General features: G+C 56.4%; 10 protein-coding genes and 1 tRNA gene. 8 read left to right on the top strand and 3 right to left on the bottom strand.

Annotation, left to right across the window (positions count from 1 at the left end):
* Positions 1 to 15 precede the first annotated feature (15 nt).
* Together hemL and ACY1JZ_RS23750 are read left to right on the top strand one after the other, a co-directional pair.
* Positions 16 to 1,329 (top strand): glutamate-1-semialdehyde 2,1-aminomutase, encoded by a 1,314-nt coding sequence (gene hemL, locus ACY1JZ_RS23755; protein ID WP_462631221.1) that lies wholly within the window; start codon positions 16 to 18, stop codon positions 1,327 to 1,329.
* Positions 1,330 to 1,335: 6 nt separating this feature from the next.
* Positions 1,336 to 2,565, top strand: a complete 1,230-nt coding sequence (locus ACY1JZ_RS23750; protein WP_462631219.1) for a cysteine desulfurase — start codon at positions 1,336 to 1,338, stop codon at positions 2,563 to 2,565.
* A gap of 10 nt (positions 2,566 to 2,575) precedes the next feature.
* Here the strand turns inward: ACY1JZ_RS23750 and ACY1JZ_RS23745 are convergent, their stop codons facing one another.
* Positions 2,576 to 3,469 carry a LysR family transcriptional regulator gene (locus tag ACY1JZ_RS23745; RefSeq protein WP_462631217.1) on the bottom strand — a complete coding sequence of 298 codons (894 nt, stop codon included), beginning with the start codon at positions 3,467 to 3,469 and terminating at the stop codon, positions 2,576 to 2,578.
* 271 nt (positions 3,470 to 3,740) lie between these two features.
* Here ACY1JZ_RS23745 and ACY1JZ_RS23740 point away from each other — a divergent pair.
* Positions 3,741 to 3,811: transfer RNA gene (locus ACY1JZ_RS23740), tRNA-Cys, on the top strand.
* A gap of 356 nt (positions 3,812 to 4,167) precedes the next feature.
* The gene (locus ACY1JZ_RS23735) at positions 4,168 to 5,148 is read left to right on the top strand and encodes a cache domain-containing protein (protein ID WP_462631215.1); all 981 of its coding nucleotides are present in this window, start codon (positions 4,168 to 4,170) and stop codon (positions 5,146 to 5,148) included.
* Here ACY1JZ_RS23735 and ACY1JZ_RS23730 read toward each other — a convergent pair.
* Together ACY1JZ_RS23730 and ACY1JZ_RS23725 are read right to left on the bottom strand one after the other, a co-directional pair.
* Complete coding sequence (locus tag ACY1JZ_RS23730; protein WP_462631214.1) at positions 5,136 to 6,911, bottom strand: cache domain-containing sensor histidine kinase; 1,776 nt, start codon at positions 6,909 to 6,911, stop codon at positions 5,136 to 5,138. The two genes, ACY1JZ_RS23735 and ACY1JZ_RS23730, sit on opposite strands and share 13 nt — an antisense overlap.
* Positions 6,892 to 8,136, bottom strand: a complete 1,245-nt coding sequence (locus ACY1JZ_RS23725; protein WP_462631213.1) for a response regulator — start codon at positions 8,134 to 8,136, stop codon at positions 6,892 to 6,894. Before ACY1JZ_RS23725 ends, ACY1JZ_RS23730 begins: the two co-directional genes overlap by 20 nt.
* 271 nt (positions 8,137 to 8,407) lie before the next feature.
* Between ACY1JZ_RS23725 and ACY1JZ_RS23720 the strand changes: the two genes are divergently transcribed.
* The 4 genes from ACY1JZ_RS23720 (at position 8,408) to ACY1JZ_RS23705 (ending at position 14,487) form a co-directional block, all read left to right on the top strand.
* On the top strand, positions 8,408 to 11,059 hold the full coding sequence (locus ACY1JZ_RS23720) for a glycoside hydrolase family 2 protein (RefSeq protein WP_462631212.1): 2,652 nt from the start codon (positions 8,408 to 8,410) through the stop codon (positions 11,057 to 11,059).
* A gap of 5 nt (positions 11,060 to 11,064) precedes the next feature.
* Positions 11,065 to 11,991, top strand: a complete 927-nt coding sequence (locus ACY1JZ_RS23715; RefSeq protein WP_270170209.1) for a carbohydrate ABC transporter permease — start codon at positions 11,065 to 11,067, stop codon at positions 11,989 to 11,991.
* Positions 11,992 to 12,009: 18 nt separating this feature from the next.
* Entirely contained in the window at positions 12,010 to 12,894 is an 885-nt protein-coding gene (locus ACY1JZ_RS23710; protein ID WP_270170210.1) for a carbohydrate ABC transporter permease, read from the top strand.
* Positions 12,895 to 13,035: 141 nt separating this feature from the next.
* Positions 13,036 to 14,487, top strand: coding sequence for an ABC transporter substrate-binding protein (locus ACY1JZ_RS23705; protein ID WP_462631211.1), 1,452 nt, complete (start codon positions 13,036 to 13,038; stop codon positions 14,485 to 14,487).
* The last annotated feature ends 128 nt before the right edge of the window (positions 14,488 to 14,615 follow it).

The following is a 14,615-nucleotide window of genomic DNA, read 5'->3' as shown; positions in this document are numbered from 1 at the left end:
CAGAGGAGGATAGACATGACGCTAAACACGAGAAGAAGGGATTCGAACTCTATAGCCGCATTCGAGCAAGCCAAAAGGGTAGTGCCTGGCGGGGTGAACAGTCCTGTTCGCGCCTTTTCGACGGTAGGCTTGACGCCGATCTTCGCTGCACAAGCTCAAGGGGCGTACTTGTACGATCTGGATGGAAATAAATACATCGATTATATCGGATCGTGGGGGCCATTGATTATGGGGCACGCTCATCCTGAGGTGGTAGAGGCCATCAAGGAGGCCGCGTCTTGTGGAACCAGCTTTGGCTTGTCTACAGAGATTGAGGTCAAGATGGCCGAATATATATGTCGAAGCATGCCATCGATTGAAATGGTGCGTATGGTCAATTCCGGCACGGAGGCTTCAATGAGTGCATTGCGCTTGGCAAGAGGGTATACGAAGCGCCCCAAGATTGTGAAGTTTCAAGGCGGCTACCACGGTCATGCGGATGCGTTATTAATCAAGCCAGGATCAGGCACGGCTACTCTGGGCTTGCCGGATAGCCCCGGCGTGCCCGAGCATGTGGCCGCCCAAACGTTGACGGCACCTTATAATAGTCTCGACAGCGTCCGCTATCTATTTGAACAATATGGGGAACAGATTGCAGCGGTCATCGTCGAGCCTGTTGCAGGCAATATGGGGGTTATCCCGCCGGCCCCTGGTTTTCTTCAAGGGCTGCGCCAGGTGACGGAGCAGTATGGCAGCTTGCTTATATTGGATGAGGTGATGACGGGCTATCGTGTAGGCCCTGGCGGAGCGCAGGGGTTGTATGGGATTGTCCCCGATCTTACCTGTCTTGGCAAGATCATTGGAGGCGGCTTGCCGGTAGGAGCATATGGCGGTAGGCGCGAGATTATGGAGCAGATCGCTCCAGTCGGGTCGATCTATCAGGCGGGCACATTGTCTGGTAATCCGCTGGCTATGGCGGCGGGCTATACAACCCTGCGCTTGCTTGAAGAGCCCGGCTTGTATGAGGAGCTGGAACGAAAATCGGCGCGATTGGCAGAGGGCTTTGGGGATAATGCGAGGCGGGCAGGCATACCGCTCCACATCAACAGGGTAGGCTCCATGTTCTCGGCCTTTTTCTCGGAGCAGGAGGTTGTGGATTACGATACAGCGAAAGGCTCCAGCATGGAGCTCTTCAAAGCCTATTATCCCGTTATGCTGGAGCTTGGCATTCTCGCTGCTCCTACACCGTATGAGGTGAGCTTCATCTCGGCAGCTCATTCCGATGAGGACATCGCAAGGACGATCAGCGCTCATGATGAGGCGCTGACTACAATCCGTCGTAAAGGGTGAGAATTCATGGATATCTCTTATGTAAGAGGATGGTTTCCTATACTAGATCAGACCATTAACGGTTATCCGCTTGCCTATCTGGATAGTGCAGCATCGGCGCAAAAACCGATTCAGGTCATCGAAGCGATCAAACAATATTATGAACAGGACCATGCCAACGTCCATCGGGGCGTGCATACGCTAGGCTCCCGTGCAACGGAAGCCTATGAAGAGGCGCGAGCCAAGGTAGCCCAATTTATCCATGCAGAACGGGTGGAGGAGGTCATCTTTACACGTGGCACCACGTCATCCATTAATCTTGTTGCCAGCAGCTATGCAAGGGCGGTATGCAAGGAAGGAGATGAGATCGTCATCTCGGCCATGGAGCATCATAGCAACCTCCTGCCCTGGCAGCAAGCGGCAAAGGCAACAGGAGCAGTGCTCAAATATATTCCATTGGAGGCGGACGGGACATTCACGATGGAGGCAGTGGAGAACACGATTACGCAGCGCACAAAAATTGTAGCGGTCTCCCACATTTCGAATGTACTGGGCATAGCTAATCCCGTGAAGCAGATTGCAGCGATCGCTCATAGGCATGGAGCAGTCGTGATGGTGGATGGAGCCCAGAGCATTGCACATACGAAGGTGGACGTTCAAGCACTCGATTGTGACTTTTATGTCTTCTCGGGACATAAGATGTGCGGGCCTACAGGAATTGGCGTGTTATACGGCAAAAAAGCGCATCTTGACCAGATGGAGCCGAGTGAATATGGCGGAGAGATGATCGCTGATGTCGGTCTGTATGATGCCACCTGGAAGGAGCTTCCGTGGAGATTCGAAGGCGGAACCCCCATAATCGCAGGGGCGATCGGTTTGGGGGACGCTATCGATTTCCTGGAGCAGATCGGAATGGATGCCATCGAAGCGCATGACAAGCAATTGACTCGTTATGCGGTCGAGCGGATGAAGCACATGAGAACATTGACGATGTATGGACCGGAGGAAGGACGAGTGGGACTCGTGACATTCAATCTGGACGCGGTTCATCCGCATGATCTGGCTACGGTGCTGGATATGCATGGCGTAGCGATCCGTGCAGGCCATCATTGCTGTCAGCCGTTGATGAGACATTTGGGCGTGGGGGCTACCGCCCGTGCCAGCTTCTATCTGTATAATACGGAAGCCGATGTCGACCAATTTCTGCTGGGATTGAACAAAGCCAGGGCATACTTCGAGAATGTGGAATCATGGTGAGGAGAGCCGCTTAAACGTTTTTGTTCTTCACCGTCGTAATGAGTTGCTCCATAAATACGCGGCTGGCTGCGCATAAATGTTTATTTTTACGATACACGATTCCAATTTGTGTGGTAAGCATGGGGTTTTGAAGGGGAATCGTGCGGATATGAGGATCATGAATATAATCCAAGTAACCCTTCGGCAGGATCGTAACACCGATGCCCTGGCTCACCATCGTTATGATTGATTCCATGGTTGTCATTTCTAATACGGGCTGGGGAGTGAACGCTAATAATCGGCATTGCTCATCTATCAGTTGGCGCAAGAAATACGTATTGGGCAGCAGGATGGAAGGGGTCTCCTTCAAAATATCCAGTGTTGCAAACGCCGACTGAGCGATCGGATGATTCGCAGCGACCGCAAGAGCTAAGTTCTCCTGATATAGCGGGATAGTTTCAAGGTCTTCATGCTCCATGGGCAGGAATACGATCCCAAGATCAAGCTCATTTTGCAGCAGTCCGTTGTATATATCACCGGTTCGCAACCCCAGTACAGAGAGCTCTACATTGGGATAGCTAGTATGAAATCCCGCTATTGTCGGAGGAAGCAAGTAATTGACAACCGTTAACAGTGCGCCGACTTTCAGAGAACCTCTCTTAAGACCTTGCAGCTCGCTGATGACTGCGCGCGCCTGTGCAAGCTCATGAAACACATTGTAACCATGATGCAGCAACGCCCGACCCGCTTCAGTGAGCATCGTTTTTTTACCGACGCGGTCAAAGAGGGGCATACCGATCTCATGCTCCAGCAGACGAATCTGCTGACTGAGTGAGGGTTGAGTAATTCCAAGCTTCTCGGCAGCACGAGTGAAGTGCAATTCCTGGCTTAACATGATGAAATATTCCAGTTGCTTGAGCTCCATAGCAAAGCCTCCATGTTAGGTTGTATGAAAAATGATAGGTATTATCTATTATTATAGGATAAATCATATTGAAATCATAATGAACTATTGAACTTTTGGTGAGAATGTGGAGGGAAACAAATTTTTGGCATATGCGCTGCGCCGTTACGGACTGGAGAATATGCATGATCATAGGAAAAACCAATCGTTTCTATATGATATTTAATATTGATCCTATGAATAAAAACGATTAATATTAACTTATCAAAGAAAGTTACTTTGCTTCTCTCATGGAGGTATAGCCAAATGGTAAGGCTAGGGCCTGCAAAGCCCTGATTTCTGGTTCAAGTCCAGATACCTCCTTTATAGATCTTTGAGCAGCCCGTCATCGATAATTAATCGGTGGCGGGTGATTTTATGTTTGTACACTTGTGACGTATAGACATATTCTTGATCACTGTGGGCACTTGACTCGACATCGCCGTCCATCTGGCGTCCCCGCCGCGCCCCAGGCACAAACCTGGGTGCAGCTTTCACATGCTACGGCAAGGGTGCGAGGGAAGCAGGCTAGAGACTAGGCAGGGGTGGGGGGCAAAGGGGAGTCGCAGTGTCAGCGGATGTTCCACCCTTTCCTGTCATCCTCCCCTATGGAATCGGGAGGGAGTGTGATATGCTGGCTGTACATGCTGGAAGCCTTCTCACACAGGGGTGGTATGTCTATGTTTAGTTCTCTGGATAAGCGGATGAAAATCCTGCTGCAAGTCGTCATCCTGCTGTATATCATCTTCTCAAGCCTGTTTGTCTTCCTGACGATCAAGAGTAGAAGTCTCGACATGCAGCACCAGCTCGCGCTGCAATATACCGGGCAGCAGCATCAGAATGCCCAGTTGTTTATGAAATGGATGGAGGAGCTGGCGCGTGTCGTCACGAGTAACGGCAACGTCCAGCAGGCTGTCGGCGGCGGAGCCTACGACAAATCGATCACGCCGCTGCTCGATGGCATGAGCGCCTCCAATCTGTACATCCTCGATCTCGCGCTCTACGGTCGCGAGGGCAGTATGTACGCTTCGAGCCGCTTGTCCGGCTTCAAGACGTATGATGAGGTGCGGTCGATCCCGGCGTACAGTAGCTTTCTCGCCTCCGGGCTGACCTCGCAATGGCTGATCGTGGATACTGGCTCCCTCGTCTACCGCGAGTCGGACCCCAGGCGCAGGCTGATCTATCTGGAGAAGCTGGATACGGGTGATCGCACCGTCCCCGGTCTGCTGGTCATGGACGTTGATCTGCACAAGATGACCAGCTTCTACGCCTTCCAGAACCCGGATGCTTACCCGGGCGCGCAGACGGTTCTGTATACCCGGAACCGGACGGTCGTCGACCTCGGCGGCTGGACCTCCGAGCTGCCGGAAGGCGTCCAGTCTCTTCTTGATCGGCAGTCGCTCCGCGAGGAGCTGCATACCATCGAAGGCGATGATGCCATCTTCTATCTGCGCCGGATGTACCACTCTGATGACTATGTGCTGCTTATGGTGCCAGGGGCGCCGATATTGTCCGACCTGGCGGGCTTGCGGATCATCCTGGTCGTCGGCGCCGTGGCGATCCTGCTGCTGTCCTTCCTTATGATCCGCCAGTTGTCAGCAAGTATCTTCGAGCCGCTGCGTGAGCTGTACCGCAACATGCGTCGGCACTACAACAAATAACGGGTCAGATTCAGCGTAATAAGGGCGGTCGTGCCTTCGCCGCGCCGGCTGCTGATGCTCAGGCTGGAGTCATCGCCATACTCCAGCTTGATCCGTTCATCGACATTGCGCAAGCCGTACCCGCTCTGGAAGAACGGGTTTTTGTCGATCGACCGTATATCCTCGTTCTGCTCGAAGCCGACGCCGTTATCCTTGACCTCCAGGTACAGACAGTTCGCTTCCTCCCAGCAGCGCACCTCGATCATGCCCGCCCCTTCCTTCTCGCTGAGACCATGCTTGATCGCGTTCTCCACGAGCGGCTGCAGAATCAGCTTCAGGATGCGCACGTTGCGCAGATGCTCGGGGATGTCGTAGCGCACGTCGAACTTGTCCGGGAACCGGAACTGCTCGACCGTGACGAAGCTCTGGACGAGCTTGACCTCCTCGCCGAGCGGGATATGCTTGTCGCCCTTGTGCAGGCTGATCCGAAAAAACGTCGAGAGCGCGCTGATCATCTGCTCAATCTCCGGCTGCTTCTTCAGGCGCGCCGTCCATTTGATCGCATCGAGCGTATTGTACAGGAAGTGCGGGTTAATCTGCGACTGCAGTGCGGTCAGCTCCATGATGCGCTGCTTCTCCTTCTCCTCGCTGTTCTCCTCAATCAGATGATTGATCCGCTCAATCATCGAGTAGTAGCTATGCTCCAGCTCGCTGATCTCATCCCGCGCCACCTGTGTATCCGGCAATGGCTCCAGACCATGCTGACCGAAGCTGCGAATCTTCTCCGTCAGCTTGGCGATCGGCCGCGTGATCCGTCCCGCAATATAGAACGATAGCCCCAGCAGGCCGATGAATGTCAAGGCGGTGAAGAGGAGCGCGTTGCGGTTGCCCTGACTGATTGCCTCGAACAGCTCGGGATAGGAGATGACCGATACGATTCGCCACGACACCCCGAACCCTTGCAGCCGATCGCCGAGCGGATGAACGCTCAGGACGTATTTCCGGTCGCCGTAGGCGATGTCGACGTAGCCCTTCTCTAGCATCGGCTGGAAGGCATCAGTGGCCGAGAGCACATTGCCGAGGATCGCCTTGTCGGGATGGGAGATGATCTCCTTGTCCGATGTGGCGATATAGGAGTAGCCAAGCCCCTCGAACGCCGACTCGTAGAGCGCGTACAGGTAGCTTTCCTTGACATAGATGAGCAGGACGCCGATGTTCTGGCCGGTATTGAAGCTGCGGTATTGCTGGCCGAAGACGATATAGGCCTCGCCGCTTGCGTCGCGCTTCACATGATCGGTGATCGGGATCGGCGACGCCTTCACCCGGGCGATCAGCAGATCGTCGGGATTCTCGAAGACGAGGTCATCGCTGCGGTAGCGGAACCGCTCGTTATCATGGGTGATGATGACGACATCGCCGATCATCTCGTCGGTGGAGATGTTGTCTGCGATCAGACGGTGCAGCGCCGCCTGCTTCGCTTCTGCGTCCAGATTCTCATCGCCGATCGTCTGATAGATCGCGCTATTCATCAGGAACCGCAGCGCGATCATCTGGATGTCGTCGACGATCAGCTCGACGCTCGTGCTCATTTCCTTTTGCAGATTTCCGATATGGTCATAGAGGCTGTTCTTCAGATAGGTCGAGCCGTACAGGTTGAACACGCTCAGCATCAGGATGAGGTGAAGAGACAGTCCGGCGACGATGACGAAGACGATCCGCCCGCGCACCCTGAACAGGCGGAGCAGCGACAGCAGCCCGCGCCCGCTAGGTGTAGTTTTTGGCATAGTCGCTTGGCGAAAGACCGGTCATTTTTTTGAAGATCTGGCTAAAATACTTGGCGTCCCCGAAGCCTACCTGGCTGCCCACCTCATAGACGCGATAGCTCGAATGCCGCAGCAGACGCTTCGCCTCCTCGATGCGGAATTCCGTCAGACATTCGTAGAACGTCTTGTTCAGCTCCTTGCGGAACAGATGCATCAGGTGGGTTGGGCTAATATGAACCGACTCGGCCACCAGATCAACGGTGATGTTGCGGGCATAGTGTACGCGGATGTAGCTGAGCGCGTTATGCACCTCCTTGCGGATGCCCGGAAGCTGGTCTTCGGCGCCGTACTGGACGGGCTGCTGCCGCAGCCGGGCCGCCTCCGCCGCCTCGCGCGCCGTCAGGAAGACGGCATGCAGATCGGCATAGATCGAAGCAGCCGTTGCGTAGCCGACTGCAACCGGGAGCTGCTGCGCGCGCAGCGCCTGAACCATCGCGTGGCCAGCCTCGTGGAACCTCGCGACCGCATCGGCGCCGGGATGGCTGTTGGCAGCGATTACAGTCCACTCCGACGACGAGCTGCGGACAATCTTCGTATAAGTGTAGGCCAGCGGCTGCAGCGCCTCCTCAAGGCAGTGCTCCATGTGCCCGGGCGGCTGCCCTGCGGCGATCGACTCTGCGGCCGAGTCGATCGACACGACGCCGATCGTCAGTGTCGTCTCGGCGGCGATCTCCATGCCGAGCAGGGCGAGCTTCTCCGCAATATCGGCGCGACTCAGCCCTTCACCGAACAGCAGCTTCAGCCAGAAATGCGACGATAACGCAGGCGTCTCCCGCTTCAGTCGATCGTAGGCAATGCGCTCCTCGCGGAGCCGCTCGAAGCTCTGCGCCACCCGCTGCAGCGTCTCGATCAGCTCGTCAATGTTAACCGGCTTCAGCAGATAATGCGACGCGCCGAGCCGCATCGCCTCCTGCGCATACTGGAACTCGTCGTAGCCGCTGAGCACGATCGTCACGCAATCGAGCTGCTGCTCCTGAAGGTGTCGCAGCAGCTCGAGTCCGTTCATATGCGGCATGCGAATATCGGTGACGATAATCTCTGGCCGGAGCCGCAGCGCCATCTCCAATCCCTCCTTGCCATTGCAGGCCTCGCCCACAATCTGAATCCCGTATTCCTCCCAGTCGACCGTCTGACACAACCCGGCACGAACCAGATATTCGTCATCGACTACAAGCGCTTTCAGCATGACGCCCACCATCCTCTTGTTGTATGCCCCTGTCTTCAACATGCTAGGTTCAAAAAGATTCGAAGCCGAATCTGATAGTTGAATGACTGCGCGATCCAAAATGGTCTATTTGATCTCCCTCTTATTATAAGTCATTCTACCTCCTTCGTCAGTGTTATACCCTCAGTTGCTCGTATTACCTACCATTTCGCAGGATTGCGGCATAGGAGGGGCAGCGTCCCTATGCTATGATCAGCCATAATCGATGTGATAACGGAAGGAGTACGGGCAGATGAGAGAGATCACATTATGCGACGCAGCCTGGCAAGTGAAGGGATTCTGGCCATGGGTGCCGATCAAGTCGGTTAGCATGGAGCTGGGACAGGAGCTGCTGGGCATCTGCGAATGGCTGCCGGCGACCGTGCCGGGCGGCGTGCACTACGATCTGTATCAGGCCGGGCTGATCCCGCATCCCTACAAGGATCTGAACAGCCTGCAATGCGAATGGGTGGAAAACCGCTGGTGGATGTATCGGACGATGATCCAGCCGATCGAAGAGCCCGGCCACAAGGTCGAGCTGGTGTTCAAGGGAATTGATTATGAGGCGATCGTCTATGTTGACGGGGAGCGGCTTGGCGAGCACAAGGGGATGTTCACCGAGGCGGTGTTCGACCTGACACCCCGGCTCAAGCCGGAGCCGATGGAGCTCACGGTGCTGCTCATGCACGCGCCTGACGAGATGGGTCAGATCGGCAAGACGTCGGAGACGTTCACGCAGAAGAGCCGGTTCAATTACAAATGGGACTTCTCCACGCGCCTCGTCAACATCGGCATCTGGGACGAGGTCGTCCTGCGTGTCCAGCAGCGCTGCAAGCTCGATGATGTGCGGCTTGCTACCGATGTTGAGGACGCGCAGCGGATCGCCGACGGCAGCCATGTCGGCCTGATCTGCGTTGAGGCGAGCATCGTGGCAACCGGCGATGGGCAAGCCAGCGCGCATACCGCCGAGGAGGTTGTCCTCCGGGCGCGATGCAGCTCCCCGGACGAGCAACTGCTGCACGTAGAGACAATTCGCGCCCGCTGCGGCGAGCGAGTAAGCGTCCAGTTCAAGCTGCCGGCGGCGCTGCTCTGGTACCCGAACGGGTACGGCGAGCAGCCGCTCTACACGGTACGGCTTGAGCTGTGCTCGGAGGATGGTGAGCTGCTGGACGCGCAGCAGCATCGCAGCGGCGTCCGCAAGCTGGCCTACCTGCCCAACGACGGCAGTCCAGCCGATGCGCTCCCTTACACCGTGCAGATCAACAACCGCCGCATCTATATCCGCGGGGTCAATCTGGCGCCGCTCGACCATCTATATGGCAATGTGCTGGACAGTCAGTATGACCGGATCGTCTACATGATGAAGCAAGCTCATATGAACCTCGTCCGCGTCTGGGGCGGCGGGCTGATCGAGCGGACGCGGCTGTACGAGCAGTGTGACCGGCACGGCATCCTCATCTGGCAGGAGTTCATTCAGTCCAGCTCGGGCGTCGACAACCTGCCGTCGCAGAAGCCGGAGTTTCTGGCGCTGCTGCGGGAGGCGGCCGTGACGGCGCTGAGGAGCAGGCGCAACTACGTCTCGCTCACGGTATGGAGCGGCGGCAACGAGCTGATGAGCGCGCCGAACAAGCCGTCGACATTCGACGATCCGAATCTGGCGATGCTGCGTGAGCTGGTGCAGCGCCATGATCCGCAGCGGCTCTGCTTGCCGACCTCGGCTTCGGGTCCGGTTCAGTACATCACCGAGGAGAAGGAGAGGGGTCACGATGTGCACGGGCACTGGAAGTACCTGGACAATCCGCAGCATTATACGTTCTACGGAGACAATGACAATCTGTTCCACAGCGAGTTCGGCGTTGACGGCGTTAGCAGCATTAAGAGTCTGCGCAAGTTCCTGAGCGAGCCGCATTTGACGCCAGTGTCGATGCAGGAGAGTATCGTCTGGCGGCATCACGGCGAGTGGTGGGACACGCTGGCGCGCGATCAACGGCTGTTCGGCGAGCTGAACGAGCTCGAATCGTTCGCGGCGGCGAGCCAGTGGGTGCAGGCGGAGGGGCTGCGCTACATCCTTGAAGCCAACCGACGGCGCAAGTTTCAGAGCAGCGGCAGCGTCATCTGGCAACTGAGCGAGCCGTGGCCGAATGTCTCGTGCACTAATCTGCTCGACTACTATGGCGAGACGAAGATGAGCTACTACTGGACCAAGCAAGCGTTTGCCCCGATTCACGTGTCGCTTGACTATCGGACGCTCCAGGTGAAGCGGGGCGAGACGGTTCATCATGATGTGTACCTGCACAGCCATGATCCGGACATCGCGGTCGAGATTCGCGTTGAGGCGGTCGATGTGTCGGGGAGGGTCTGCGCTGCTGCTCGCTATGAAGCCTTCACCGCTGAGGATCGGTCGGCGCTGGTTGGCGCGATGAGCTGGACGATGCCGGAGGATGGTGAGGAGCTGGTTCTGGTACGGATCGCTTATCGCTGGGAGGGGGGCAGCGCCGAATGTTACCCTTACATCTTCTCTGCGGCCTCGGATGAGCGGCTGTATCGGTCGGCGTTGACGCTGGCGCCGCCGACACTTGCGGTGAGCTGCCTTGAAGACTGGCGGGCGATCCCTGATACGGAGCTGCTGGAGAGCCGACTGCTTGTGAGCAATGTGGGCGCAGCCGCAGCGCTTCATGTGCATGCAGAGGAGATGACCGACCAGTATCTGATGGAGGCGGGCGAGCTGTACTTCACGCTGTTGCCGGGAGAGAAGCGGACGATCACCGTGCGCTGCGCCCGCAAGCTGGCCGGAGGCTTCCTGCGGCCAGAGCCAATCGAGGGCGAATTCCCTTGGCCGCAGCTTGTCATCCGCAGCTTTAACGGCGGAGAGATCCCGGTGCGCAGGCCCGGAAGAGAGGAGTAATCATCATGGATAGAACAGCATCTGCCGGTGGACGTCGGCGCAGAGCGAGAGGGAGCGGCTTCGTCCGGTACTGGATCAAGGAATGGTCATCCTGGCTGCTCGTCGTGCCGAGCGTTTTATTTTTCCTGTTCTTCTCGTGGGAGCCGCTGCTGCGGGGCATCTACCTGTCGTTCTTCGAGACGCGGGGCTTTGAGCCCGTCCGGTTCATCGGCCTGCAAAATTATGTCGATGTCGTCAGTCACTCTGTATTCTGGCAGATCCTGAGGAATACCTTCGTCTATGTATTCTGGTCGCTCGTCCTGGGCTTCTTCGTGCCGATCGCTGTGGCGATACTGGTCAATGAGATGCGATGGCTCCAGTCGTTCTTCCGCGTAAGCGCCTACTTCCCCAGCATGGTGCCAGGGATCGCGGCGGCAATGCTGTGGATGTTCCTGTTCGAGCCGAGCGAGCACGGCCTGGTCAACATGGCGCTCGGCCTGCTCGGCATCGCGCCGCTCGGCTGGCTCCAGGACTCGAGCCTGACGATCGTGACCATCGTGCTGACGATGACGTGGCGCGGCTTCGGCGCAATCATGCTGTTGTTCCTCGCCAATCTGCAGAGCATTAACAATGAGCTGTACGAGGCGGCCGCTATCGACGGTGCGAGCATCCGGCACAAGCTCGCGCACATCATGCTGCCGCATATCTCGCCGCTGATCGGCTTGACGCTGATCTTGCAGATCAGCGGCGTGTTCCAGATCTTCAACGAACCGCTCGTGCTCACCGAGGGCGGGCCGAACAACGCGTCCATGACGCTGCAACTGCAGAGTTATTTTTATGCTTTCCGATATTTTGAAGCGGGACGATCCGTCGCCCTGGGCGTTATTACCTTCCTGATCCTGATGGTTATTACGCTCGTCTTCTTTCGATTACAAAAAAAGGTTAGCGACTAGAAAAGGAGGAAGAGGAGCATGAGCAAACCCAACTCGACCCGGCTTATCAGCGATCTGGAGCTCCGGCAGCGGCCGGTAAAGCTGCTCTATGGCATGCTGTTCCTGCTGATGATCGCAGTCACGCTGATCTGCCTGCTGCCGCCGATCTGGATTATCATCTCGAGCTTCAAGGACCTGAAGGAGTTTTACCAGGTGCCGCCTACCTTGATCCCGCGCACCTTCCAGCTTGACAAGCTGGCGCGAACCTGGCAGGAGTTCAGCTTTATGCAATACTATATGAATACTATGCTTGTAACATTGGGTACTCTGTTCTTCACCGTCACCTTCAATGGCTTGGCAGGGTATTTTTTCTCCAAGCTCAAGCCCAAGGGAAGCGCGCTCCTGTTCGTCCTGGTGCTGTGGACGATCCTGCTGCCTAATACGGTGGGCCTGGTGCCGCTGTACAGCAATCTCGTCGATTTCCCAATCCTTCATCTGAACCTGACGAATACGTACTGGCCGTTATGGTTCATGGCGGCGGCCAATCCGGTGACGATCCTGATCTTCAAAAATTTCTTCGACGCGATCCCGGACTCGTTGCTCGAAGCGGCTCATATCGACGGCTCCACCAAGATGGGCATCTTCTTCCGCATCATCGTGCCGCTTAGCGGCCCGGTCATCGTCACGGTAATTATCCTGGCGGTAAATGGTGTCTGGAACGACTTCTTCTGGCCGTTCATGCTCCTGAAGGAGCAGCATATGTGGACGGTCATCGTGGCGATCTATAACCTGAAGACGTCGCTGCCGCAGGACATCCAGTTTATCGGGCTCACCTTCGCCATTGTGCCGCCAGTGCTGCTGTTCATCGTGTTCCAGCGGTACATTATGCAGGGCGCGACGTTGTCCGGCAGTGTGAAGGGGTAGCAGGGAGAGCAGGATCGCAGAATAGTCAACCGTTTCGCAGATTACCGCCCTATTAGACCCATTGGCCGTGTGATAGCATGAGAAGTATCAAGAAAGCGTTTTAAAGCTACCTATCCAACAACAGAAAGCAGGGGTTATCCGATGAACAACAAGAACAAGCGATTCAGACAAGCGCTCCTCTCCTTCGCCGCCGTCGCCTTGATCGCTGCCGGATGCAGCAATGCTGCGAACAACACGACGTTGCCTGAAGGTACGAGCAAGCCGTCCGGGACGAGCAGCAATGCCGAGCCTGCGGCAGATCAGATCACGATCAAGATCAGCAACTGGCCCAAGCCGAATGACGAGGCCAATCTGCTGATCTACAAGCAATACCTTGCCGATATGAACGCACAGTATCCAAACGTCAAGGTTGACACGGATGAGTGGGGCTATGATGTGAACTCCTTCCTGCCGAAGGCGGCGAGCGGTCAACTGCCGACGCTGTTCGAGACGTATTTCACCGAGACGGATAAAATCATCCATGCCGGCTATGCTGCCGACATTACCAAGGTGATGAAGGAGAAGGGCTACGCTGACGCCATTAATCCCGACCTGCTCAAGCTGGTTGAGAAGGATGGCAGCTATTACGGCATTCCGAAGGACGCCTATGTCATCGGCATGATCTATAACGTCGACCTGTTCAAGGAGGCGGGAATGGTGGACGAGAGCGGGGTGCCGCTGTTCCCCAAGACGTATGAGGAGCTGGCGCTGACCGCCCAGCAGATTAAGGAGAAGACAGGCAAGACGGGCTTCTTCCTGCCGACCAAGAACAATCAGGGTGGATGGATGTTCATGAATATCGCCTGGGCGTTCGGAGCGGAATTCGAGAAGCAGGTCGATGGCAAGTGGCAAGCGGCGTTCAACTCGCCAGAGGCGACGGCTGCGCTGCAATACGTCAAGGATCTGAAGTGGAAGTACGATGTGCTGCCGGCGAACAATCTGGTCGATGTCAACACGGACCTGCTGCAGCAGTTCGGCACCGGCCAGGTGGCGATGGCGTTCGGCATGCCGGATTACGGCAATGCGATGATCCAGTATCTGCAGATGCCGCGCGAGAGCTTCGCCATGTCTGCGCTCCCCGAGGGTCCGGCTGGTCCGGCCTCGCTGCTCGGCGGCGGTCTGTATATGTTCTCGCCATCGGCGAAGGAGGCCGAGCTGTCGGCGGCGATCGACTGGCTGGGCGTCAAGGGCTTCACGCCGCAAGCGTCTTCGGAGGCGCTGCAGGGGCTGGAGAACTCGATGAAGATCAACAACGAGCAAAATCTGATCGTCGGCCCGACCGGCATCAAGGTATGGGTCAACACGGATCGGCTGGCAGCCGAGCAGGAGATCATCGACAAGTATACCAATGTTGACATGGCGCTCTACAAGGACTATATGGACAATGCCTCTCGCGGGATGCGGGCGGAAGTGCCGATCAATGCGCAGGAGCTGTACAAGCTGCTCGACTTCACCATTCAGGAGGTGCTGACCAACCAGAAGGCCGACCCGGCTGAGTTGCTCGCCCGCGTCGCCGCCGAGTTCCAGAAGGATTATCTCGATAAAGTTCAATAGTATACAGCACGCCCCGGGATCTTATAGGCGTATTCATAACGTTCGGTGAGCAGCAGGGAGAAGACTGGAAGCAGGGGAAGACGAGGAGCGAGCGTAGTGAGAATTGCGTGCGCACCGGAGGCTCCGAC

This window comes from Paenibacillus sp. J5, assembly GCF_054955055.1.
This window is presented reverse-complemented; position numbering and strand designations above follow the sequence as displayed.

Bases quoted from the DNA above. Each gene is read 5' to 3' on its own strand.
- ACY1JZ_RS23720 (WP_462631212.1), top strand. From the start codon at position 8,408: ATGAGAGAGATCACATTATGCGACGCAGCCTGGCAAGTGAAGGGATTC.
- hemL (WP_462631221.1), top strand. From the start codon at position 16: ATGACGCTAAACACGAGAAGAAGGGATTCGAACTCTATAGCCGCATTC.
- ACY1JZ_RS23730 (WP_462631214.1), bottom strand. From the start codon at position 6,911: ATGCCAAAAACTACACCTAGCGGGCGCGGGCTGCTGTCGCTGCTCCGC.
- ACY1JZ_RS23710 (WP_270170210.1), top strand. From the start codon at position 12,010: ATGAGCAAACCCAACTCGACCCGGCTTATCAGCGATCTGGAGCTCCGG.
- ACY1JZ_RS23705 (WP_462631211.1), top strand. From the start codon at position 13,036: ATGAACAACAAGAACAAGCGATTCAGACAAGCGCTCCTCTCCTTCGCC.
- ACY1JZ_RS23715 (WP_270170209.1), top strand. From the start codon at position 11,065: ATGGATAGAACAGCATCTGCCGGTGGACGTCGGCGCAGAGCGAGAGGG.
- ACY1JZ_RS23750 (WP_462631219.1), top strand. From the start codon at position 1,336: ATGGATATCTCTTATGTAAGAGGATGGTTTCCTATACTAGATCAGACC.
- ACY1JZ_RS23735 (WP_462631215.1), top strand. From the start codon at position 4,168: ATGTTTAGTTCTCTGGATAAGCGGATGAAAATCCTGCTGCAAGTCGTC.
- ACY1JZ_RS23725 (WP_462631213.1), bottom strand. From the start codon at position 8,136: ATGCTGAAAGCGCTTGTAGTCGATGACGAATATCTGGTTCGTGCCGGG.
- ACY1JZ_RS23745 (WP_462631217.1), bottom strand. From the start codon at position 3,469: ATGGAGCTCAAGCAACTGGAATATTTCATCATGTTAAGCCAGGAATTG.